Raw genomic sequence first — 22495 nt, forward strand, 5'->3', positions numbered from 1 at the left:
CCGCCCGGTCCCGGGCGGGGGCGTCTCCGCGTGAACGATCTATTCGTATACGTGCGGCGCCAGGGTGCCGACGAAGTCCAGGTTGCGGTACTTCTCGGCGTAGTCCAGGCCATATCCGACGACGAACTCGTTGGGAATGTCATAGCCGACGTACTTGACGTCGATCTTGACCTTCGCGGCCGTCGGCTTGCGGAACGCGGTGCAGATTTCCACCGAAGCGGTGCCGCGGGATTCCAGGTTGGTCTTGAGCCAGGAGAGCGTGAGGCCGGAGTCGATGATGTCCTCGACAATCAGGACGTCTTTGCCCATGAGGTCGGTGTCGAGGTCCTTCAGGATGCGGACCACGCCGGAGGACTGGGTGCCGGAGCCGTACGAGGACACGGCCATCCAGTCCATGGAGACGTGGCTGTGCAGTGCGCGGGCGAGGTCTGCCATGACCATCACGGCGCCCTTGAGCACGCCGACGATCAGCAGATCGCGGCCCTCGTAGTCCTTGTCGATCTGCGCCGCGAGTTCGGTGATCCGTTGCTGGATCTGTTCCTTGGTGTAGAGAACGTGCTTGAGGTCTGCCTGGACGTCGTTTGAATCCACCAATGGCTCCTGTGTAGATGCGGGGTGCGACTATTTTCGGGGCGGCTGTTGAGGCCGGAATACAAGCTTCCCACAGCGGGCGGCTTCGCGGGGAACGCCGCCGGCGGCGGACGGCTGCTCCGCCAGGAGCTGCGAGAGCGAGAGCCGGAAGACGCTGACCGAACCGGGAAGCTCCACCGGGCCGGCCGATCCCTGCCGGCGCAGCAGCGCTTCGGCGGCAAGCAGTCGCTGGTAGCTGGGCTGTTGACCGCCGACGGCGGCGGCGGCCTTGGCGATCACCCGGAACCTCACGGCCGGGGCCAGGTCCCGCAGTGCAGCCTCCGGAAGGCTGATTTCCTGCCCGTCCTGCTCCCGCAGCCGGTCAAAGGTGTCGTTCGCCACGTCCTCCAGATAGTCGGCGTCGAGCTGCAGGATCGCGGCCGTGCGGGCGAGGGATTCGGCGACGCCGGGGCCGAGCTTGTCTTCTAGCAGGGGCAGCACCTCAACCCGGGTCCGGGAGCGGGCGTAGGCGGGATCCGTGTTGGACGGGTCGTGCCAGGGTTCCAGGCCCTCCGCCTGGCAGATCTCCAGGGTGTCCGCGCGCCGCAGGCCCAGGAAGGGGCGCAGGAGCCGGCCCCGGGAGGGCCGCATCCCGGCGAGCGACCGGGTGCCGGAGCCCCGCGCCAGGCCAAGCAGCACTTGCTCGGCCTGGTCATCGAGGGTGTGGCCGAGCAGGATCACGCCGGCGCCGGCCTCGTCCGCTGCGGCGTCCAGGGCCGCGTGCCGGGCGTCCCGGGCGGCCGCCTCCGGGCCCATGCCGGTGGCGGCGACGTCGACTGTGCGGATCTGCACGGGAGAGAGCCCGAGGTCCTCGAGGGTCCGGGCGGTGGTTGCGGCGACCGCGGCGGAGCCGGGCTGAAGCTGGTGGTCCACCACGACGGCGCCCACGGACACGGGGTGGCCATCCACATGGCCCCGGCGGCCGAAATAGGCGGCGACGGCCGCGAGGGCCAGCGAGTCAGGACCTCCGCTGCAGGCGACCAAGACACGCTCCGGGTAGCCCGCGGCGGCAAGCGCGTCCTGCAGCATTTTCCGCGCGGTGCCGACCACCGGCGCAAGGCGGCCGGGCCGGCGTCGTCCGCTGGACACCGACGACGAACCGGCGGGATTACGGGCTGTCATGACCGCTAGAGGCCCATCCGGTTGAGCCAGAGCCTGGAGTCGTGGATCTCGGCTTCGGTGGGGAGCCGGTCAGCGGACTCCCAGACTTTGTTGAAGCCTTCCATGCCGACGGCGTCCACTACTTCCCGGACGAATTTGGAGCCGTCACTGTACTGGCGCATCTTCGCGTCGAGGCCGAGCAGGCTGCGGATGAACTTCTCGATCATGCCGCGATCCTTGCCGCGGGCGTTGAAGCGCTGCCGGATGGTCTTCACCGAGGGCACGATGCTGGCGTCCACGGCGTCCATGACCACGTTGGCGTGGCCCTCGAGCAGGCTCATGAGCGCGGTCAGGCGGGACAGGGCGGCCTGTTCCTCCGGGTTCTGGAGCAGGTCCAGGATGGCGCCCCGGCCGGGGGCCGCGCCGGGTGCGGCGCGGTCCTTCAATGACTTCGCGGCCGCGGAGGCCCGTTCCATCAGGGAATCGACGTTGCCGAGCAGCTGGCCGCTGAGGTTCTCGATCTCGTCGAGCATGTGGTGCCGGAGCCACGGGGCGGCAGCGAACTGCACCCGGTGGGTCTGTTCGTGGAGGCAGACCCAGAGCCGGAAGTCGGCGGGGGTGACGTTCAGTTCACGTTCCACGGAGATGATGTTCGGCGCCACGAGCAGCAGGCGGCCGGCAGCGGGGGCCGTGGAGCTCTCGGCGAGCGCGGAGAAGGGGTCGTACTGGCCCAGGACCTTGCTGGAGAGAAACGCAAGGATAGCCCCGAGCTGGCTGCCGGTGATGGCGCCGCTGACGCTCGCGGCCCCGGGGTTGAGGGTTCCGCGGCCCTCGAGCATCTTTTCCATGGCCGGCCCGAGCATGACGGCGAAGCTCTGCGTGTTGGCTTTGGCCCAGGAGGCGCGGTCCACCACCAGGACCTCGGAATCGCGCAGGTCCCGGGCGGCATCGAGGCCGGTGATGTCGTGCACGTGCGGCACGGAAATGTCCGCCATGAGCCGCAGGTTCTCAACGGCGGCGCCGATCTCGGCAGGGCTCAGGACGGGACCGGCCGGTGTCAGCCGCGCGGCCGTCGAGGCGGCAAGCTCCCAGTTGATCAGATCCTGGGCCTGGACCGGTGTGCCGCCTGAGGTCTGGCTGTGCGGCTTGCTGTTTGTCGTGCCTGAGTTTGTCGTGCCTGAGTTTGTCTTGCCTGATGGCTCGCTCGCAGAGGACTCCATGGGGTCCATCAGATCACAGGGTCCCGACAATCCGCCTTAATTTTCGCTGACCGGCGAACCGGCCGGCGAACCCGGCAGTTGAACCGGCCGGGCGCAGGTTCAGGGCGGCACTCCGCCGGTCAGCGGCAGCCACAGCCGGCCAGGACGGAGGCGGAGCGGTCCAGGGCGGCCTTGTTCGCGGCGCCGGGGGTCAGCCCGTTGCCCACGAAGGAGAAGACCAGCAGCCGGCCGTCGGTGTCCACGACGTACCCGCTGAGCGCGATGACCGTGTTCAACGTGCCTGTTTTGGCGCGCACCAGCCCGGCCCCGGCGGCCGTCGCGGCGTCCGTGTACCGGCCCCCCAGGGTGCCGGTGAGCCCGGCGACCGGGAAGCCTGCGAGGGCGGCGCGCAGCCTGGTGTCCGTGCCGGAGGTCATGGCCCGGACCACGTCCGTGAGTTGCCGGGCCGAGACCTGGTCGGCCGGGGCCAGGCCGGAGACATCCGCGGCCCGGAGGGCATCCGTGGAAACGCCCAGGTCCTTGACCTGCTGCAGCACGGCGGCGATGGCGTCGTCGCCGCTGCCGGGCCGGCCGGCGCCGAGGGCGGTCATCCGTCCCATCACCTCGGCGAGGTAGTTGTCCGAGGTCTGCAGCATGAGGTCCACCTGCTGCCCCACCGTGGCGGACTGGACCTCGGCCAGGACTTTCGCGTGGGCGCTGTCCGGCGTGGCAGCGGCCTGAACGCGGGCGACGCCCGGTGCCACGGTCAGCCCCGCGGACGCGGCGGCCGCCGTGAGCCGGGCGGCGAAGGCCTCGGCGGCGGTCATGGCGGCGTCCTGCGGGCGGGGTCCGGTGGTTTTGGCGGGATCGAACCGGGCTGAGTTCAGTGCCAGCGGATACACCGGGGCCATTTCGCCGGCGGCGACGTCCTCGGGACTCCAGGCCTGTCGGAGCGGCGGGCCGGTGAAGAGGGAGTCATCGAGCAGGACGCGCACGGTGCCGGTGGCTGCGCCGCCGCCGTCGCCGCTGCCGGCGGCACCGTCCTGGAGTGCCCGGACGGTGGCCTGGGCGAGCGTGGCCAGCCCGGCACGGCCGAGGACCGCCCCGGGATCGGATTCGCCCGCCCCCAGGAGTACGTCTCCGCCGCCGGCCAGCACCACCGACCCGGGCGTGGGCCCTGCCAAAACCCGGGTGCTGAAGCGGTGGTCGGGGCCCATGACGCGCAGGGCCGCGCTGGCTGTGAGGAGCTTCATGTTCGACGCCGGAATGCGGGCCTCGTCGGCGGACCGGTCAAAGAGCACCTGCCCGCTGGCGGCGTCCTGGACGATCCCGGTGAAGGTGCCGCCGCCGTCGGTCTTCAGGGTCTCGTTGAGCCGGTCCGAGAGGGCGGCGCCGGCGGGAACGGGTGCGGTATCAGTGAGGGGACCGATCCCGTCTGATCCGTTGGAATCGCTCAGTGTGGCGGGGACCTGCTGCCAGGGCGGGGCTGCCCGGGATGCGTCCGGGGACCGGTCCGGGCCGAGGAAAGCCGGGGCGACGGCGATGCCGGCCGGCAGTGCCACGGCCGCCACCAGGAGGGCCTGGAGCAGCAGTACGAGGATCCCCCGACGCCTGCCGGGCACCGGCCTGGTGCCCTCGGGGCTGGTTCTCGGTTTCATGCTGCTGCTGGTCCTTATAGTCCTGAAATGTCCCCACTAGTTCCTGAAACCAGCGCCTCTCGCTATATCCTCAATAGTAGTCGGCGGCACCGACAGCCTTTATGCACGTGCCGCGCACCCCCTGAAGTCGTCAAGGAGCATTCCATGAAGCATGACGTGACTATCGAGATCCCCAAGGGATCGCGCGTCAAGTACGAAGTCGACCACGAGACCGGCCGCGTCCGCCTGGACCGCGTCCTTTTCACGTCGATGCAGTACCCCACCCACTACGGTTTCTTCGAGAACACCCTGGGCGAGGACGGAGATCCGCTGGATGCGCTGGTGCTCCTGCAGGACTTCGACCTCTACCCCGGCGTGATCGTCGAGTCCCGCCCGATCGGCGTCTTCAACATGACCGACGACGGCGGCGGCGACGCCAAGGTCCTCTGCGTGCCGACCGATGCGCGCTTTGACCACATCAAGGAAATCAGCGACGTCAGCGAGTTCCTGATCAGGGAAATCGAGCACTTCTTCACCCGCTACAAGGACCTGGAGCCGGGCAAGTGGGTCAAGGCCGAGGGCTGGGGCGACCGCGCCGCCGCCGAGGCCGAGCTCGAGGCCTCCATCAAGCGCTACGTTCCGGCTGCCGGACACTAGTCGTTTCCGCACTGCAACGCGGGGTCACATACTGCCGTTCCGGAGCTCCGGAACGGGCGGTGCGTGACCCCGCGTTTTTTCATGGCGTGCGGGCACGCCGGTGAGGACCCTCGGCGTCGACCTCGCGGCGGCTGCCAAGAAGACGGCCGTGGCCGTCATCGAATGGGCCGACGGCGCCGCACACCTGGCGCATCTGTCCCTGGACGTCGGCGACAAAGAGATCGTCAGGCTCTTCGGCAGCAGCGATATGACCGGGATTGACTGCCCCCTGGGCTGGCCGGACGCCTTCCTTCCCTTCCTTGCGGGGCACCTGGCTTTCGACGCCGGGCCGGTGCTCGGCTACGACGGGATCGAGGGCCGCCGCCTGCTCGCCTACCGGGACACCGACCGGTTCGTCACGGCCAGAACCGGGCTGATTCCGCTCAGCGTGTCCGCCGACCGATTGGCCCACCCGGCCATGCGGTGCGCCGTGATCCAGGCCAAGATCGCCCGGGACGCGGGGCCGCAGGCCCGGGACGGCTCCGGCCGCCTCGCCGAGGTCTATCCCGCGGCATCCCTGAAACTCTGGGGGATCCAGGCCCGCGGCTACAAGGGACGCGGGGCCCCGGAAGCGGAGAAGCTGTCCTCGGCGCTGGCGGATCTGACCCTGAAAGCCCCGTGGCTGGACCTGGCGGGGTACCGGCATGACCTTGCCGCCTCCGATGACATGTTTGATGCCGTCATCGCCTCGCTGACGGCACGGGCCGTCCGCCGGGGGCAAACACTGCGCCCCGGGCCCGGCGATGCCGCGGCAGCCTTGAGCGAGGGCTGGATCCACCTGCCGTCCGGGCATCTTTCCGGGCTCGCGGGCGGCTAGCCGCCTCTGTTACGGCCCCGGCATGGCGGCCCTGCCGGCAACTTGCCCCCGAACTGCCACCGGGTAGTGTGTGATCCAGAATGTTCACGCTGACCATCAATCAAACCGACAGCCGGCGCGACGGCGACCGCGTGCCGCAGCTCCTGAAGGACCTGCGGCACATCCCGGCGCGCCTTGATTTCGACCGCTCCGTGGAGGACGAGGTCCAGGGCATCGTGGACTGTCCGCATCAGGCGGTGGAGGCGGCCATGATCGCCCTGCGCAGCGGCAGCTGGTATGTGGGCATCGGGGTGGGCCCGGTGAACGAACCCCTGCCGAACCAGATCAAAGACGCCTCCGGCCACGGGCTGATCTATGCCCGGCGCGCCGTGGACCGCCTGCGGAACGGCAAGGACCGCATCCGGGTGGCCGTGGAGGGCCCGCTGGCGGACCTCGCCGCGGAAGCCGAGGCCGTGCTGCGCCTCCTGGGCCACATTGTGCACGACCGCAGCCACGCCGAATGGCGGGTCCTGGATCTGCTCACTCCGGGAGTCCGCGGCCAGCAGAAGGCCGTCGCTGAGGAACTCGGGATCACCACGCAGGCCGTCAGCAAGGCCGTGGCCCGGTCCCAGTGGAACGAAGAACACGCGGCACGTCCCGCGGCGGCCCGGCTCCTGGGCCTCATCCTCGACGTCCGCTAGCCCGACATCCGCTGGCCGCGGCGGTCCGGGCTCCCGGACCGCCCGGCAGGGCGTCTAAAGGAGGCTGCGCAGTACGTGCGCGGCGCCGTCGTCGTAAACCGACTTCGTCACCTCATCGGCCGCGGCAATCACTTCCACCGGGGCCTGCCCCATGGCCACGCCGCGGCGCGCCCAGGTCAGCATCTCGATGTCGTTGCGGCCGTCGCCGACGGCGATTGTGCGGTGTGCTTCGATGCTGAGCCGGCCGCGGAGGTGTTCCAGCGCGCTGGCCTTCGTGACGCCGGCGGCGGCAATGTCCAGCCACGCCGTCCAGCCCACCGAATAGGTCACGCCGGCAAGCCCGATGTGGCGGATCGCGGCGTTGAACTCCTCCGGGGTGTTCTCCGAGCTGAAGACCACCACGCGGACGGCGGTTGCCTCCAGCATGGTCTGGAAGTCGACGCCGACCGCCTCGACGCCGAAGCTGGCGTCCTGAAAGCGCTCGGTGGACAGGAAGTTGCCGGATTCGTCCTCGAGGGCGTACTTGGCCGAGGGCAGCCGCTTGCGCAGGGCGCGGAGGGCCGGACCGGGGTCGAAGGTTGCCTTGTGGATTACCTCGTAGCCGTCGGACAGTCCGGAGTCGACGCGCAAGATCACGCCGCCGTTGGAGCAGACCGCGTAACCGTTCTCGATCCCGATGTGCTCGATGACCGGCAGCGTGGCGTTGAGCGAGCGGCCCGTGGCGATCGTGACGTGGTGGCCCGCGGCCACGACGGCCTGGGCGGCCTCGCGGACCGGGACCGACATGTGGCCGTCGTGATCCACCAGGGTGCCGTCGACGTCCAAGGCGACCATCATCTTATCGCCGGGGCTCTTCGGGGCCGTGTTATTCCGGGCCTCGGTGTTCTGCATGTTGTCCTCGTGTGTGGTGCGCCGGTCATCGTTGCCGGCGACTGAGGATTCAGTCATGGTTGTCATCTCACAAGTAGAGCAGAGAGCCCCGACTGCCGCTAGGACTCAGGCCACAGCAGGGCGTGAATTTGCGGTAAACACCCACAGCCTGTCCACAGTGTGAATGTTTACCCGGCGGCGGACGGAGGCCCTTCTGGTAGTTAGGGGTCGGTGGTTAGAGAACGGGGAAGACCGTCATGCCGCCGAGGTACTTCTGCAGGGCGGCGGGGACGTTGACAGAGCCGTCGGGGTTCTGGTGGTGCTCCAGGATGGCGACGATCCAGCGCGTGGTGGCCAGGGTTCCGTTGAGCGTGGCCACGGCCCGGGTGCCCTTGGGCGCACCGTCCTCGTTCAGGACACGCTCGCGGATGTTCAGTCGGCGGGCCTGGAAGGTGGTGCAGTTGGACGTCGAGGTCAGTTCCCGGTACGCGCCCTGGGTGGGGACCCAGGCTTCGCAGTCGTACTTCCGGGCCGCGGAATTGCCCAGGTCCCCGGCAGCCGTGTCAATCACGCGGTACGGGAGCTCGCACTTGGCCAGCATTTCCTCTTCCCACGCCAGGAGGCGGGCGTGCTCGGCAGCCGCCTCTTCGACCGTGGTGTAGATGAACATTTCCACCTTGTTGAACTGGTGGACCCGGATGATGCCGCGGGTGTCCTTGCCGTGCGAGCCAGCCTCGCGGCGGTAGCAGGAGCTCTGGCCCGCGTAGCGGATGGGACCGTCCGACAGGTCCAGGATCTCGTCGGCGTGGTAGCCGGCGAGGGCCACTTCGGAGGTGCCCACAAGGTAGAGGTCGTCTTCGGCGAGACGGTAGATCTCGGCGTCGTGCTTGACGTCAAAGCCCGTGCCCTGCATGGTTTCCGGGCGGACCAGGGTGGGCGTGATCATGGGGACGAACCCGGCCTCGATCGCCTGGTCCATGGCCATCTGGAGCAGCGCCATTTCCAGCCGGGCGCCGACGCCGCGCAGGAAGTAGAAGCGTGAACCGGACACCTTCGCCCCGCGTTCCATGTCGATGGCCCCAATCAGCTCGCCGATCTCCAAGTGGTCCCGGGGCTCGAAGTCGGGGAATTCGCGTGGCGTGCCGACGGTCTTGACAACGATGTAGTCGTCCTCGCCGCCGGCCGGGACGCCGTCCTCGATCAGGTTGGGGATGGTGCGGAGCAGCTCCTCCTGGGCGGCCTGGGCGACATCGGCCTCGGCCGATGCGGCCTTGACGGAGGCGGCAAGGACCTTGACCTCGGCGAGGAGGGCCTGCTTTTCCTCGCCCTTGGCCTGCGCGACCTTCTTGCCGAACACGTTCTGTTCGGCCCGCAGGTTCTCGAACCGGATCAGCGCCGCGCGCCTGGCCGAATCCGCGGCGATGATCGCGTCCACCGCGGATTCGTCGGCGCCGCGGGCGCGCTGGCTGGCACGGAACTTGTCCGGGTTTTCGCTGAGGTCTTTTACGTCGATCACCAGACAAGAGTATCCAATCCGGCCGGCGTTACCGGGCAAGCAGTTCACGGGGCGCTGGCGGGATACTGTTGGATCACAATGCGCGACTGGCTGCTCTACCTCGTCATCGCTGGGGTTCTGGCGTTTGCCGCCTCCAGTTGGTGGGGGGTGCGCCGGCTGAGGGCCAAGCACACCCGCAGTGCCGTGTGGGAGCAAACCCACAGCCCGGACCTGGGGCGGCAGAAGGTTGCCGTGGTCCTGAATCCCATCAAGGCCCGTTCGGCAGAGGCGCGGGCACTCATTAAAGCGGCGTGCGCCGAGGCCGGCTGGGAGCCGCCCGGCATCTTTGAAACCACCGCCGAGGACCCCGGATTCTCGCAGGCGCGGGCGGCGGTGGCCAGCGGGGCCGACGTCGTCCTGGCCTGCGGCGGGGACGGGACGGTGCGCGTCGTGGCCGAGGTCCTTGCCGGGACGGACACCGCCATGGGCCTGATTCCGCTCGGCACCGGCAACCTCCTGGCCCGCAACGTGCATCTGGAGGTCAACGACCTCCAGGGCAACGTGCAGGCGGCCCTGTTCGGTCACCAGCGGTTCATCGATACGGCGCGGATGACCGTTGAGAATGCGCGGACCGGGGAGTCAGCGGAGCACACTTTCCTGGTGATCGCGGGCATGGGCATGGACGCCGAGGTGGTCAGTGATACCAATGACGGTTTGAAGAAGGCCGTGGGCTGGCTGGCGTATACGGAAGCCGGGGTGCGGCACCTCCCGGGGCGCCGCAAGAAGGTCTCGATTGGGCTGGATGACCAGCCTGAGCAGTCGCGGAAGATCCGCAGTGTGTTGTTCGCGAACTGTGGCCTGATTCCCGGGGGAATCGACTTTATCCCGCAGGCCATGATCGATGACGGGATGCTCGACGTCGTGGTGATGAGCCCGCGCAGTGCAATCGGCTGGCTGGCGATGTACACAAAGATCGTGCTGAAGCACAAGAAGGATCTGCCGGTCATGACGTATTACCGTTCCGGCAAGATCACCATCCGGTGCTCCGAACCCATGCCTACCCAGATCGACGGCGATCCTTCCGGCGAGGCCACGACGGTCACCGTACAGGTGGCCCCGGGATCCCTGCTGGTCCGGGTCAAGGACGGGGCGGGAGGCGACTAGGCCCGCGCCGGTTAGTCTGACGGCGGCTCCTCTGAGGGGGACTAGGCGCTGGCGGCCTTCTTGGCGTCTGCGGCCTTCTTCGCATCTGCTGCAGCTTTGGCGGCCCTGGCCTCGGACTGCTCGCGGATCATTGCCTGCTCTTCTTCAAAGCGCAGACGGTCCGCGCGGTCGGCGTCGTCGCCGTCCCAGTCCTGGTTGTCAGCTGTCGGCTTGGGATTGACAATCATTCCCTGGCCGTCATTGTCTGTGCTGGTTCCTGACATGACCCGCTCCCTCCGGTAGAGGACTTCCCCAATATGGATCAGGCAAGCATACGCACAGTTGGGAAGCGGTGGAAGTGCACCGGAAGGCATTTGCCTACGCTCTGGGCGAAGCCCCCGGGGTATATTCCGCCACGGCAGATGCGCCACTCAGTATGTCTCTGACCCATGCATGCGCGGCCCGGAATGCTTGGTCCGAGGTATGCGGCGCCACGATGCTGCGGTGGCCGTCCGCACGCTGGTAAGAGCCTAGGAAGCGAGTGGCCGGGCTGATCCGGTGGAGACCCGCGAGCGCGTCCGCCACCCGGGCGTCGGCCACGTGGCCGTCGGCATCAATGCTGAAGAAGTAATGGCCCAGATACTGCCCGGTGGGGCGGGATTCGATCCGGCTCAGGTTGACACCGCGTGTGGCGAACTGGTCCAGGATCTCCATCAGCGCACCGGGCCGGTCCTCGGGCAGTGGGACCACCACCGTGGTCTTGTCCGCTCCCGTGCGGGCGGGCAGTTCGCCCGGGCGGCCCACCAGCACGAACCGGGTGACGGCGCCGGGGTTGTCGCCGATGTTTTCGGCAAGAACGGACAGGCCCGGCTGTTCCTGGGCCACGATCGGGGCGCAGATCGCGGCATCGTAGTGGACGCCGTCGGCGTCCAGCAGGCCCATGGCGGCCGCGGCGGTGGAGGACCCCGGAATGTATTCCGCATTGGGAATATTGGCGTCCACCCAGAGCCTGCACTGGGCCCAGGCATGGCCGTGGGTGGAGACGCGCCGGATGTCCCCGATCTCCACGCCCGGCCTGGCCACTAGGACGAAGCTGATGGGCACCAGGGCCTCCCGGAGGATCCTGAGTTCCTGGCCGGTGGCGATGGCGTCGAGGGTCGCAGTGACGCCGCCCTCGACGGAGTTCTCGATCGGCACCATGGCCGCATCGGCGGAGCCATCCCGCACTTTGTCCAGCGCCGTGTTGACATTCGAGGACGGAATGCGGATGGCGTGCGCCGCGTCCGGAACCTGCATCAGGGCCGCCTCGGTGAAGGTCCCCTCGGGGCCGAGGAATGTGTACGTGACGGTTGGTGCGGGCATCGGCTTTTCCTTCTTCGGTTACAGGATGACTGGCTTGAGGCCGTTGTCGGACACGAGCGGCATGCCGGTCTCTACCCACTGGTCCATGCCGCCGGCCACGTTCAGCGCGGAATATCCCATGCCGACGAGCCACTGGGCGGCCCGGTGGGAGCGGCCACCTGTACGGCAAATGACATAGACGTCCTCGTCCGGGTCGAGCTCCTCGAGCCGGGCCGGCAGCTGGTCCAGGGGAATGTGCAGGGCGCCCTCGGCGTGGCCCGCGACCCATTCGTAGTCCTCGCGGACATCAAGGATCTTGGCGCCGTCGGGGATGCCAGACACGCTGACGGTGTGGAAGTCGCTCATGTTCGCCCTTTCCGCAGATTTCAAGGTCCGTTCCCAGCGTATCCCCCGCCGCTGGCCGAGCGCCCCCGCAGTCGGCACGTTACGCTTCTGGAGAGCGCAAAGGAGACCCCATGGCTGCCAAACACCCCGCGGAGCGGTCTGTCCGCGGTTCCCGCCGCGGGACATGCCCTCCCCTCGCCGCCAGGGTTGGGCATGATGCCCCAGTGCCCGTACGCAGTCCCCAACAACGGACATGCCCTCCCCTCGTCATGACGACTGGCCATGTCCCCAGTCCCGTCCTTCCCTCCCAAAGGACATGCCCTCCCCTCGCCGCCAGGGTTGGGCATGATGCCACAGTGCCCGTACGCAGTCCCCAACAATGGACATGTCCTCCCCTCGTCGGAGCGGCCGCAGGGCACACCATGCCTGCCGAACGGTTCCGGGACGGCCTGGAGCCCCGTTTCCTTGGCTGAAATCCACGAGCTCTCTGCCGTTCAACTACGGGATGCACTCCGTTCCGGGGAGCTCTCCGCCCGGCAGGCCACGGATCATTTCCTGGACCGCATCGAAGCCCAAAACGCGCACCTCGGGGCCTTCATCACCGTCACTGCCGATCAGGCCCGGAAGGATGCCGCAGCCGCAGACCAGCTCCATGCCCTCCGAAGCCATGCCCCGAGCGACGGCGGCCTGCCGCCGCTGCACGGCATGCCGCTCGCATTCAAGGACCTGACAGATGTGGCAGGGGTGATCACCACGCATGGGAGCGCCGCTCTGGAGCACAAACCGGCGCTGACGGACGGCGCACTCCCCGCCGTGCTCAAGACCGCGGGGGTGGTGTCGCTGGGCAAAACGCAGGTCCCGGAATTCGGCCTGACAGCCTACAGCGAGAACCGGATCGCCCCGCCGTCGCGCAATCCGTATGCCCTCAGCCGCAGTTCAGGCGGATCCTCGGGCGGCAGCGCTGCCGCCGTGGCCGCGGGGCTGCTGCCGTTTGCCCCCGGATCCGACGGCGGCGGCTCCGTGCGGATTCCGGCCGCCGCCTGCGGACTCGTCGGGTTGAAACCCGGCCGCGGGCTCGTGCCGGCCGGGGAAAGCTCAGGCGATCCGGCCCAGCTTGTGGTTGCCGGCCCGCTCGCCCGCTCCGCCGCCGATGCCGCCCTGATGCTCGATGCCCTTGTGCCCGGCCCGGCGGATGCCAGCTACCTCGAATTGACCGCCCGGGAGCCGGACCGGCTGCGGATCGGCGTCAGCCTGGACAGCCCGTGGCAGACGATTTTCCCATTCACCCCGGACCGCGAGGCGCTCGATGCGCTGGCCGACGGCGTCGCACGGCTGGAGGCGTCCGGCCACGAGACCTCGGAGGCGGCGATCCGCTATGACAACCGCTACCCGGATGGCTTCACCACTGCCTGGACCGCCGGCGTCGGCAGCGCGCGAGTAGCACCCCAGCGCGAGGCGCTCCTGACCCCGCTCACCAGGACGTTCCGGCGGCGCGCGCAGCAGCGCAGTACGTCCAAGCTCAATGAATGCCTCGGGTTCCTGCGGCAGTTCCAGCGGGACACGATCGCCCAGTATGCCCGCTGGGACCTCATCGTGACCCCGGCCCTGGCGCAGACGCCCCGGCCGGTGGGCTGGTTCACCGGCGCGGCCCACGGCGACGGCTACTGGCCGGCCGCTGAATGGGCGGGCGACGCCGACGGCGACTACCGCAAGCAATGCGAATACGCGCCGTGGTCCTCCATGGTGAACGTCTGCGGCCTGCCGGCCATCACGATCCCGGTGCACTGGACCGGCGGCGCTCCGGGTTCCGGCCTGCCGATGGGCATTCAGCTGATCGGGCCGATGGGCTCCGAGGGGCTGCTGCTGCAGGTGGCCGCCCAGCTGGGTTTCTAGGCCGGGGTTATTCGTGTCCGTGCGAGGACGCTGACCGCGCCAGATCCCCGCCGTCGTGTACCGACCCGGTGGTGGTCCGGATCGCGATGCCGTCCAGGTTCGGCAGAGCGTGGCCGAGGCGGTGCCTGGCATCCGCGGCGATCTGTTCGGCTGCGGAGACCGGCATGTCTGCGACCTGGATGCTGGCGTTGCCCTGGAGGCGGTGGCCGATCCAACGCAGTTGCAGCGCCGGGACGGCGTCCACGCCGGGGGTGGAGGCCAGGGCCGACCGTGCCCTGTCAACAAGGTCCGGTTCAATGCCGTCCATCAGGCGCCGGCCGATGCTGCGGACCGTTCCCCACAACAGGATGACAATGGCTGCCGCGATCAGCAGCCCAACGATCGGGTCGGCCAGCGGGAACCCGGCCCACACGCCGATCACGCCCAGCACCACGGCAAGCGACGTGAAACCGTCCATCCGGGCGTGGACACCGTCGGCCACCAGTGCGGCGGAGCCGATCTTCCGGCCGATCCGGATCCGGTAGATGGCCACGGCTTCGTTGCCGGCGAAGCCCACCAGCCCCGCTGCCGCAACCCACCACAGGTTCTGCAGCGGCTGGGGATTCAACAGCCGGTCGATCGACTGCCATGCGGCGACGACGGCGGAGAGCGCGACGACCACAACGATGAAGAGCCCGGCCAGGTCCTCGGCACGCCCGAAGCCGTAGGTATAACGGCGGGTCGCCGGCCGGCGGGCCAGCAGGAACGCGATCCACAGCGGCACAGCCGTCATGGCGTCGGAGAAGTTATGGATCGTGTCCGCGAGGAGTGCCACCGAACCGCTCATCAGCACCACGATGAATTGAAGGACAGTCGTGCCAAGAAGCATGAAGAGGCTGATCTTCACCGCCCTGACGCCGTGTTCACTCGCCTCAAGGGCGTCGTCGACAGAGTCCGCGGCGTCGTGGGTGTGCGGGACGAACAATCCGTACAGGAAGCCTTTGATCCCCGTCGGATGCTCATGGGAATGGCCGTGCCCATGGTCATGATCATCGTGGCCGTCGTGCCCGTGGCTGTGGCTGTGGCTGTGGTGGGCATGGTCGTGGTCATGGCCGTCGTGCCCATGGTCATGATCATCGTGGCCGTGGTCCTCGGACCCGTGATCATGGCTGCCGGCGTCCGGCTGTGCGTGGACGGGCGCTGTCGCCCCGGGACGGTGGAGGTCATGGGGTTCGGTCACGATAGGTCCGCGCTTTCGGGGTGGTGGTGGCGGGGGGTTCCCCCCAGTGAGTGTTCGGCCTGGAAGATGGCGTCGGTAACGAGCTGGCGGGCGTGCTCGTTCTCCAGGCGGTAGAAGACGCGTGTTCCGTCTTGCCTGGTGGTCACCAGGCGCGCGAGGCGCATCTTTGCCAGGTGCTGGGAAACGGCCGCCGGAGATTTGTGGACGATCTCGGCCAGCTGGTTGACCGGCAGTTCGCCCTCGCGCAGGGCAAGAATAATCCGGACACGCGTGGCGTCGGCGAGCATGGCAAAAATCTCAACGGCGAGTTCGACATACTGGCTGTCCGGCTCCCGCCCGCATATCTGCTTATCTGCATCCATACGCAGATTATTTCACACTTGTTGCCCAGGGCATCGACCAGCCGGGCCCGGGTCGATGGGCCTGAGGAGTTCGCCGGCAGCGCACGGGCAGCACAGCGGCGTCCGGCACTTCTCCAGGCGCCCGTGGACATGTCCGGCCGTGGTGAGGGGCGTGGGACATGTCCGGCGCCGGCCCGGGGACATGCTCCTCGATCGCGGCGAGACTTGGGCACAATGCCATCATGTCCACGCGCGGGTGCCAGGAATGGGCATGTCCCCCCACGGGCCGTTCAGGAGATCCGCGGTTCAGCAAATCCCCGGCTCAGCAGATCCGCGACTCCGCGCCTGCCTGATCTTCAGTTCCCCGGTTCCGCGAACTGCCGCACCCACACCCGCTACCGCTACCCGCGGAAGTAGCCCGCGACGTCGGCGATGATCTGCACCGAGCCGCTCGACGTATTCGTAATTTTGACGTTGCCGTCCGGCCCCACGGGAACCACGGCGAGGTCAGCGACGATCTGTCCTGGCAAATAGAACAGGCTTGAGACTTTCGGGGTGGAGGACCCCGAGGCGAATGCGGTGAGGAGTCCGTAGGACTTGCCCGCTGTAGCCGTCACGTTGACCACCACGGCGGCCACGGTGGTGGGTATCCCCTTGACGCCGCGCACATGGAAAGTGACCGACCCTCCCGCCGGGACAGCTCCTGAAGAGAGCCGCGTGTCCAGGAACCGGGTGGGCGCCAGGGCTCCGAAGGCGCCGGCCTGGACCGGTTTGCCGGACAGGTAATACCCCTCGACGTCGGCAATGACCTGCGCCGACCCGGACGACGTGTTCGAGACTGTTACCTTCCCGTCGGTCCCGAGCGGGACCACGACGAGGTTGGACACGGTCTGCCCCGCCGAGTAGTTCAGAGTGGACGAGCTCGGTTTCGAGGACCCCGCGGCGTATGCGGTCAGGAAGCCGTACGACTTTGTCTCGGTCGCCGTGAGGTTCAGGACCACCGCCGAGGCATTCGTGGGGATCCCCGACTTCCCGCCAGCCATGAAGGACACCGAGCTTCCGCCGGAAACGGCCCCGGAAGACTTCCGCGTGTCCAGCAGCCGGGCGGGCGCCACGGCACTGAACGTCCCGGGCGACGACGGCGTGCCGGCATGGAAATACGCGGACACACTCACAATCAGATGCACGGAGCCTGACGAGGAGTTGGTGAGCGTCAGCCGGCCGTCCGTGCCGACGGGCACCGTAGCGAGGTTCGAGACGGTCTGCCCGGCAACGTAGTTCAGATTCGAGGTCCCGGGTTTGGCCGTCCCCGAGGCATAGGCGGTGATGACCCCGTGCGACGTCGGCGACGTCGCAGTCAGGTTGATGACAACCGCGGACACGCTGGTCGGCACACCCCTTACGCCGGCTACCCGGAAGGAAACCGACCCGCCCGCGGCCACGCGCCCCGGCCAGATCCTGGTATCGAGGAATCGCGTCGGGTCCATCGCTATGGCCCGGCCCGCACAGTTCGGCACAGTGAGCGCGGGGGTGGCGACCGCGGACGCCTGGGTGTTCGCGGCCGCCTGCCGGTACGCGGCCAGGTATGCCCGTCCCAGATATTCGATACCCACCCGGGAGAAATGGGTCGTGTCCCCCGAATTTAGGGCACAGGCCAGCGAGGGCGCGAAGCCGGTGTAGGCGACGCGGCCCGGCGTTTGGTAGTGACTCGCGTCCACATTGGCCCTGCCCGGCGTGGCCGCGATGCCCTCCGGAGACATGCGCCCGAGGACGAACGGCAGCTTCGGGGCCGACAGCCGGTCCCGGAAGAACGCAATGAGCTGGTCCAGCTTGGCGCTGTAGGCCGAAGTGCTTGTGGAGGAATTGCTCTCGCCCTGATGCCAGAGAATGCCCTTGAGCTCCACCGCATAGCCGGCCGCCTTCGCCGCCGCGAGGCCGCTCAACGTCTGCTTAACGGCCAGTGTCGGCAGATCGTAGTCCGGGGCCGAAGCCGCACCGACGGACCAGGTCAGTGTCCCCGGCGCGCTGGTGAATCCGGTGTCGCCGTGCGCCGCCGGGATGATGAGGACCCCGACGTCGGCGGGCTGGGTCTTCAGGTATTCCCTGGCCATCGTTGTGGCGGGGGAAAGGCCGCTGGGGGTGTCGTGCATGTCCAGCGGGACCGAGGCGGCCCGGAAGGTGCGGGTCTTAGCTCCGAACTGGAAGATGCGCGGGTCTTCGACGTCTGTCGCGCCATCGATAGGAAGACCTCGCCCGGACATGTTCGACTGTCCTACCGCGAGAAACACGTGCAGAGTGGTGATGGCCGTTGCAGCCCGCGCCGGCACGACGCCCGCCGCCATCAGGGCGAAGACCGCGAGACCGATCAGGACACGGTGGAGGCTCGGCGCCGTGGGCCGCGTCGGGGGCCTGCCGCCCGGGTGCCGGGGTTGCCGTAGCCCAGAGGCCGCCGTTGAGGAAGGTAATGTCCGCACCGGCGGCCGCGCCGCGTTCGGGGGACGACAAAGCTTGCCCCAACCAGCCATGGACCACACTCTTGCCGAGCCACCTTGGGGTTTTCTTGCCCCCGCCAAATGGACGCTGGCTCCGGCCGGCGTCTATCGTTCACTCAAAACCGACGAAGCCGCGAAAGAGGATCGATGAAGATCACCGGTGCAGTACTTGAGGAAATCGGCCGCCCGCGCCCCTTCACGGAATCCCGGCCGATCAGCATTTGCGAGCTGGATCTGGCCGCTCCCGGGCCCACCGAGATCCTCGTCCGGCTGGAGGCCGCCGGGATCTGCCACTCGGACCTGAGCGTTGTCGATGGCAACCGGGTCCGGCCGGTGCCCATGCTGCTGGGCCACGAGGCGGCGGGCCGGATCGTCGAGGTGGGGTCCGGCGTCGGGGATCTGCAGCCCGGTCAGCGCGTAGTCATGTCCTTCCTGCCCCGGTGCGAGAGCTGCGCGAACTGCGCCGAGGACGGCCGGCTGCCCTGCGCGGCCGGCTCGAAGAGCAACAACGACGGAACCCTGCTGCACGGGTCCCGGCACTTGAGCCGGGGCGGGGAGCCCGTCCACCACCACTTGGGCGTCTCGGGATTCGCTACATACGCCGTGGTGGACCGCGCTTCGGCCGTGCCGGTGGACGACGACATCCCGGCAGACATTGCGGCGGTCCTGGGCTGCGCCGTGCTGACCGGCGGCGGCGCCGTGCTCAACGCGGCCCGGCCCCGGCCGGAGGACAGCATCATGATCGTCGGTCTGGGCGGGGTGGGCATGGCGGCCCTCATCACCGCCGTCTCCCAAGGAATCTCGCGGATCATCGCCGTGGACACGCTGGAGCAGAAACTCGACCACGCCCGCCGCCTCGGCGCCCACGAAACGTACACGCCGCAGCAGGTCCTCGACGGCGGGGTTAAAGCCAGATTCGTGATCGAGTGCGCCGGCAATCCGCGCGCCTTCGAAACCGCCTTCGCCGCCACCTCCCCCGGCGGCACCACCGTGACGGCCGGGCTGCCCTCCCCCGACGCCCGCGCCCAGCTGCCGCCTCTGACAATCACCGCAGAGGCAAGGACGATCGTGGGGAGCTACCTTGGCTCCGCCGTCCCGTCGCGGGACATCCCGAAATACGCCCAGCTGTGGCGGGACGGGAAGCTGCCGGTCGAGGAACTGATCTCGGACCGCATCGCTCTGGCCGATATCAACCGGGCCATGGACCAGCTCGCAGACGGGCACGCCATCCGGCAGATCATCATGTTCGACGCCGGCGGTCCCGCCTGACGGCCGGCTCCGGGCCAAGCCGGAGCCCTGACCGGGGGGCGTGAGGCGGCGTCCACACGACCGAACAGCGGGAAAATAGGGGCGAAACACCGTCGGGGTTACTTGCCCCGGGGCGCCGCGAATGTGACAATCGCGCGTCATAATGTCAGCATTAAGTAAATGAGCACAACTCATTTAGAAACTCGCCCCGCTACAACGCCGGGCGATACCTCGTTTTTTGGCCACCCAAAGATGCTGGCCAGCCTCTTCTCCGTAGAAATGTGGGAGCGCTTCTCCTTCTACGGCATGCAGGGAATCCTGCTCTACTACATGTACTTCTCGGTCGAGAAGGGCGGCCTCGGGATTGAGCAGGGCCTGGCCGCCAGCCTCGTCGGCGCGTACGGCGGCGGCGTCTACCTCTCCACGATCCTGGGCGCGTGGCTCGCTGACCGGCTGTTCGGCTCCGAGAAGGTGTTGTTCGGCTCGGCCATCATGATCATGGGCGGCCACATCGCGCTGGCCCTCGTGCCCGGCGTCCCCGGCCTGATCGCCGGCCTGGTGCTGGTGGGCGTCGGTTCCGGCGGGCTCAAGGCCAATGCCACCGCCCTTGTCGGCAGCCTGTACGGCGAGAAGGACGAACGCCGCGATGCCGGGTTCTCCATCTTCTACATGGGCATCAACGCCGGCGCGCTGATCGGCCCCCTCGTCACCGGCTGGCTGCAGGAAAGCCAAGGCTTCCACTGGGGCTTCGGCGCTGCCGCCGTCGGTATGGCTGTGGGCCTGACCGTCTACGCGCTGGGACGCAACAAGCTCCCCGCGCAGACCCAGCGGGTTGCGCATCCCCTCCCTGCCGCGCAGCGCAAGCAGTATGGACTGATCTTCGTCGGCATCGCCGCGGTCATCGCCGCGCTGTTCATCTCGGGCACCGTGAACGCCGAGAACCTGGCCACGTCCATGGCGTACGCCGCCATCGGCGCGTCGGTGGTCTACTTCACCCTGATCTTCCGGAGCAAGAAGGTCACCGCCACCGAACGCGGACGGGTGGCAGCGTTCATCCCGCTGTACATCGCCTCGGCCGCGTTCTGGGCCCTGTTCCAGCAGCAGTTCACCTTCATCGCGGTGTACTCGGAGGAGAAGCTGGACCGCAACTTCTTCGGCTGGGAAATGCCTGCCGCCTGGGTCCAGTCCATCAACCCGGTGTTCATCATCATCTTCGCCGGCGTCATGGCGGCCCTGTGGACACGGCTCGGCCGCAAGCAGCCGGGATCGGCGCTGAAGTTCTCCATCGGCCTGTTCGTGATGGGCCTGGCCTTCCTGGCCTTCATTCCGCTCTCCGGCGACAGCAAGACTCCGCTGCTGGCTCTGGCGGGAATCCTGCTGCTGTTCACGCTGGCGGAATTGTTCCTGTCCCCCATCGGGCTGTCCGTCACGACCAAGCTGGCGCCGAAGGCCTTCCACACCCAGATGGTGGCGCTGTTCTTCCTGTCCGTGTCCCTGGGCACCACGCTGGCCGGCATCCTGTCCGGCCTGTACAACCCGAATGACGAGCTGCCGTACTTCATCGGTGTGGGCGGAACGGCCATCCTGCTGGCCGTAGGCATGGCGGCTGCCTCGCCGGCCATCAAGAAGCTCATGGGCGGCGTACGCTGACCCGATGAGCTCCGCGCATCGCGTCCCGGTTGCAGCGCGCGTCTACGTCCCCGCCCCAGGTGAGGCGTCCGACGTCGAACTCATGCCGGCGGGCGATGTCACCGACGGTGTGGTGCGGGTTGGCGGAACCATCCGCCGCCCGCACCAGCCGCAGTCCCTGGCCGTGGCCGGGTACCTCGATTGGCTGGAAGACGCCGGCTTTGAGGGCTCTCCCCGATTCCTGGGCCAGGATGATCAGGGCCGGGACGTCGTGACCTTCGTGCCCGGACAATGCGCCGCCCTGCCGGAAGCCTGGGCACAGTCCGCGGACCTTCTGGCCTCGGTGGGCCGCCTGGTGCGGCGGCTCCACACGGCGTCGGCGGGCTACGTGCCGCGGGACCATCCGTTTCCGCGCAGTCCGTTTCCGCGCAGTCCGCTCCGGCCGAACCCCACTGAGGCTTCCGGGCTCATCTGCCATCTGGACGTAACGCCGCAGAACGTGGTGGTCCGGGACGGCCTGGCCGCCGGTTTGGTGGATTTCGACCTCGCCGGACCGTCCACGGCCTTCCACGATTCGCTCAACACCGCCATGCACTGGGTGCCGCTCCGCCACCCGTCCGACGCATGGCCCGGCTGGGAGGATCAGGATCCGTTCCGCCGGCTGCGCCTCGTCGCCGACGCCTACGGCTGGTCCGAGGAGGAACGACGCCGGGTGCCAGGTGCCGGGATCGACGCCGCGGAGCTGAGCTACGAACGGATGCGGCACAACGCCGCGACGCTGGGCGGCGGCTGGGCCCGGATGTGGCAGGACGGCGTGGGCGGGCTCATCAATCGACGGCGGGGCTGGCTTGAGGCCAATGCCCGCCCGCTGGTGGCCGCGCTGACACTCTGAGCCTCCGGCGGCAGCCGCGGCCGCCGGCCCGGGTACGGCGCAACCGGCGCGGGACGCCGTCCTTAGACTCCGTAGCCGCGACTGCGCGCACTGCCGATGACCAGTCCGAAGATGACCATCACCAGCACCGTGACGGCGATCGCCACATACCCCATCACGAGACCGGCGATCGCCATGCCCCGGCCGGCCGGTTCGCGGCGCAGGGCCAGGTGTCCCAGGATGACCGCAGCCAGCTGCGGGAGCAGGAAGAACCCGAATCCCACCAGTGCGGCGATGCCGCAGCACATGCTGGCAATGCTCAGGCCTTTCGGCGCTGCCGGCACGCTGTAGTAGGCGGGCTGCCCGTAGGCGTTCGCGCTGCCCGGCTGGGCGTACGGCGACTGCTGGCCGTACTGCTGGGCCGGTTGACCGTAAGCCCCCTGGCCGGGCGCATACGGCGTCGTGCCGGACTGGCCGTAGATCGGCGGGTACGGGCTGGAGAACTGGCCTTGATCCTGTGCGGGCTGGCCGTAGTGCTCCTGCCCGGGCTGCCGGCCCGCGGAGGGCTCTTGCGGGTAGTCCGGCTGTTGCGGCGGCTCGGGCTGCGCGAACTGGTGCGTCGCCGGTTGGCCGGCCTCCTGGCCGGTCGCCTGGCCGGAGTCCTGGCTGACGGGGGCTGCCTGCTGCGGCGGAACGTCCGGCTGGTGCTCCGGAAGACGCAGCGTCGGCTGGTAGCCCTCGGGCATCCCGTCTTTGCCTTGCCCGTCTTTGCTCTCGTCTTTACCCTGTTGTGGCTGTTCAGTCATGGCGCGTCCCCTCAAGAAGTCCCTGGATCCAGACTACCGCCG

Annotated in this window: 21 protein-coding genes; 8 read left to right on the forward strand and 13 right to left on the reverse strand. The window is 68.4% G+C overall.

Translation table 11 applies throughout. From position 1 onward, the window contains the following. Window positions 1-39: 39 nt before the first annotated feature. From hpt to dacB, 4 genes are all read right to left on the reverse strand, one after another. Window positions 40-591: a hypoxanthine phosphoribosyltransferase gene (gene hpt, locus ACVWYS_RS18085; protein WP_091255514.1), complete on the reverse strand. Its 552-nt coding sequence runs from the start codon at window positions 589-591 to the stop codon at window positions 40-42. A 30-nt stretch (window positions 592-621) separates the two neighbouring features. Further along, a complete protein-coding gene (gene tilS / locus ACVWYS_RS18090; protein ID WP_344361741.1) occupies window positions 622-1659 on the reverse strand; it encodes a tRNA lysidine(34) synthetase TilS in 1038 nt (345 codons plus the stop codon). A gap of 98 nt (window positions 1660-1757) precedes the next feature. Beyond that, window positions 1758-2951, reverse strand: a complete 1194-nt coding sequence (locus tag ACVWYS_RS18095) for a zinc-dependent metalloprotease (protein WP_456510183.1) — start codon at window positions 2949-2951, stop codon at window positions 1758-1760. 119 nt (window positions 2952-3070) lie between these two features. Further along, window positions 3071-4588 carry a D-alanyl-D-alanine carboxypeptidase/D-alanyl-D-alanine endopeptidase gene (gene dacB / locus ACVWYS_RS18100; RefSeq protein WP_456510184.1) on the reverse strand — a complete coding sequence of 506 codons (1518 nt, stop codon included), beginning with the start codon at window positions 4586-4588 and terminating at the stop codon, window positions 3071-3073. 144 nt (window positions 4589-4732) lie between these two features. Between dacB and ACVWYS_RS18105 the strand changes: the two genes are divergently transcribed. The 3 genes from ACVWYS_RS18105 (at window position 4733) to ACVWYS_RS18115 (ending at window position 6760) form a co-directional block, all read left to right on the forward strand. Further along, complete coding sequence (locus tag ACVWYS_RS18105) at window positions 4733-5224, forward strand: inorganic diphosphatase (protein WP_091255519.1); 492 nt, start codon at window positions 4733-4735, stop codon at window positions 5222-5224. A 100-nt stretch (window positions 5225-5324) separates the two neighbouring features. Further along, window positions 5325-6080 carry a DUF429 domain-containing protein gene (locus ACVWYS_RS18110; RefSeq protein WP_456510185.1) on the forward strand — a complete coding sequence of 252 codons (756 nt, stop codon included), beginning with the start codon at window positions 5325-5327 and terminating at the stop codon, window positions 6078-6080. 80 nt (window positions 6081-6160) lie between these two features. Then, window positions 6161-6760 (forward strand): MarR family transcriptional regulator, encoded by a 600-nt coding sequence (locus ACVWYS_RS18115; RefSeq protein ID WP_116765436.1) that lies wholly within the window; start codon window positions 6161-6163, stop codon window positions 6758-6760. A gap of 54 nt (window positions 6761-6814) precedes the next feature. Here the strand turns inward: ACVWYS_RS18115 and ACVWYS_RS18120 are convergent, their stop codons facing one another. Further along, window positions 6815-7717, reverse strand: coding sequence for an HAD family hydrolase (locus ACVWYS_RS18120; RefSeq protein ID WP_456510186.1), 903 nt, complete (start codon window positions 7715-7717; stop codon window positions 6815-6817). A gap of 148 nt (window positions 7718-7865) precedes the next feature. Continuing rightward, window positions 7866-9146 (reverse strand): serine--tRNA ligase, encoded by a 1281-nt coding sequence (gene serS, locus ACVWYS_RS18125; RefSeq protein WP_344361519.1) that lies wholly within the window; start codon window positions 9144-9146, stop codon window positions 7866-7868. 78 nt (window positions 9147-9224) lie between these two features. On the opposite strand from serS, the gene ACVWYS_RS18130 reads away from it, so the two are divergent. Continuing rightward, window positions 9225-10289 (forward strand): diacylglycerol/lipid kinase family protein, encoded by a 1065-nt coding sequence (locus tag ACVWYS_RS18130; protein ID WP_344361521.1) that lies wholly within the window; start codon window positions 9225-9227, stop codon window positions 10287-10289. Between the two features lie 41 nt (window positions 10290-10330). On the opposite strand, the gene ACVWYS_RS18135 is transcribed toward ACVWYS_RS18130, so the two are convergent. The 3 genes from ACVWYS_RS18135 to ACVWYS_RS18145 form a co-directional block, all read right to left on the reverse strand. Beyond that, window positions 10331-10552 (reverse strand): hypothetical protein, encoded by a 222-nt coding sequence (locus tag ACVWYS_RS18135; protein ID WP_091255530.1) that lies wholly within the window; start codon window positions 10550-10552, stop codon window positions 10331-10333. A 94-nt stretch (window positions 10553-10646) separates the two neighbouring features. Further along, the gene (gene pheA, locus ACVWYS_RS18140) at window positions 10647-11630 is read right to left on the reverse strand and encodes a prephenate dehydratase (RefSeq protein ID WP_344361524.1); all 984 of its coding nucleotides are present in this window, start codon (window positions 11628-11630) and stop codon (window positions 10647-10649) included. Window positions 11631-11648: 18 nt separating this feature from the next. Then, entirely contained in the window at window positions 11649-11975 is a 327-nt protein-coding gene (locus ACVWYS_RS18145; protein ID WP_116765432.1) for a rhodanese-like domain-containing protein, read from the reverse strand. Window positions 11976-12419: 444 nt separating this feature from the next. Between ACVWYS_RS18145 and ACVWYS_RS18150 the strand changes: the two genes are divergently transcribed. Continuing rightward, a complete protein-coding gene (locus tag ACVWYS_RS18150) occupies window positions 12420-13847 on the forward strand; it encodes an amidase (RefSeq protein WP_456510187.1) in 1428 nt (475 codons plus the stop codon). Between the two features lie 7 nt (window positions 13848-13854). On the opposite strand, the gene ACVWYS_RS18155 is transcribed toward ACVWYS_RS18150, so the two are convergent. The 3 genes from ACVWYS_RS18155 to ACVWYS_RS18165 all read right to left on the reverse strand — a co-directional run bounded on the left by ACVWYS_RS18155 (window position 13855) and on the right by ACVWYS_RS18165 (window position 17932). After that, complete coding sequence (locus ACVWYS_RS18155; RefSeq protein ID WP_456510188.1) at window positions 13855-15066, reverse strand: cation diffusion facilitator family transporter; 1212 nt, start codon at window positions 15064-15066, stop codon at window positions 13855-13857. Beyond that, on the reverse strand, window positions 15063-15428 hold the full coding sequence (locus ACVWYS_RS18160; RefSeq protein ID WP_091255538.1) for an ArsR/SmtB family transcription factor: 366 nt from the start codon (window positions 15426-15428) through the stop codon (window positions 15063-15065). The genes ACVWYS_RS18155 and ACVWYS_RS18160 overlap by 4 nt, the downstream gene beginning before the upstream one ends. A 380-nt stretch (window positions 15429-15808) precedes the next feature. Beyond that, window positions 15809-17932, reverse strand: a complete 2124-nt coding sequence (locus ACVWYS_RS18165) for a sialate O-acetylesterase (RefSeq protein ID WP_456510189.1) — start codon at window positions 17930-17932, stop codon at window positions 15809-15811. Between the two features lie 114 nt (window positions 17933-18046). Between ACVWYS_RS18165 and ACVWYS_RS18170 the strand changes: the two genes are divergently transcribed. From ACVWYS_RS18170 to ACVWYS_RS18180, 3 genes are all read left to right on the forward strand, one after another. Beyond that, window positions 18047-19168 (forward strand): alcohol dehydrogenase catalytic domain-containing protein, encoded by a 1122-nt coding sequence (locus ACVWYS_RS18170; protein ID WP_456510190.1) that lies wholly within the window; start codon window positions 18047-18049, stop codon window positions 19166-19168. A 159-nt stretch (window positions 19169-19327) separates the two neighbouring features. Next, the gene (locus tag ACVWYS_RS18175; protein WP_456510191.1) at window positions 19328-20797 is read left to right on the forward strand and encodes a peptide MFS transporter; all 1470 of its coding nucleotides are present in this window, start codon (window positions 19328-19330) and stop codon (window positions 20795-20797) included. A gap of 4 nt (window positions 20798-20801) precedes the next feature. After that, window positions 20802-21668, forward strand: coding sequence for a phosphotransferase (locus ACVWYS_RS18180; protein WP_456510192.1), 867 nt, complete (start codon window positions 20802-20804; stop codon window positions 21666-21668). 62 nt (window positions 21669-21730) lie between these two features. On the opposite strand, the gene ACVWYS_RS18185 is transcribed toward ACVWYS_RS18180, so the two are convergent. Beyond that, entirely contained in the window at window positions 21731-22453 is a 723-nt protein-coding gene (locus ACVWYS_RS18185; protein WP_456510193.1) for a DUF4190 domain-containing protein, read from the reverse strand. Between the last annotated feature and the right edge of the window lie 42 nt (window positions 22454-22495).

It is taken from the genome of Arthrobacter sp. TE12231, assembly GCF_054062895.1.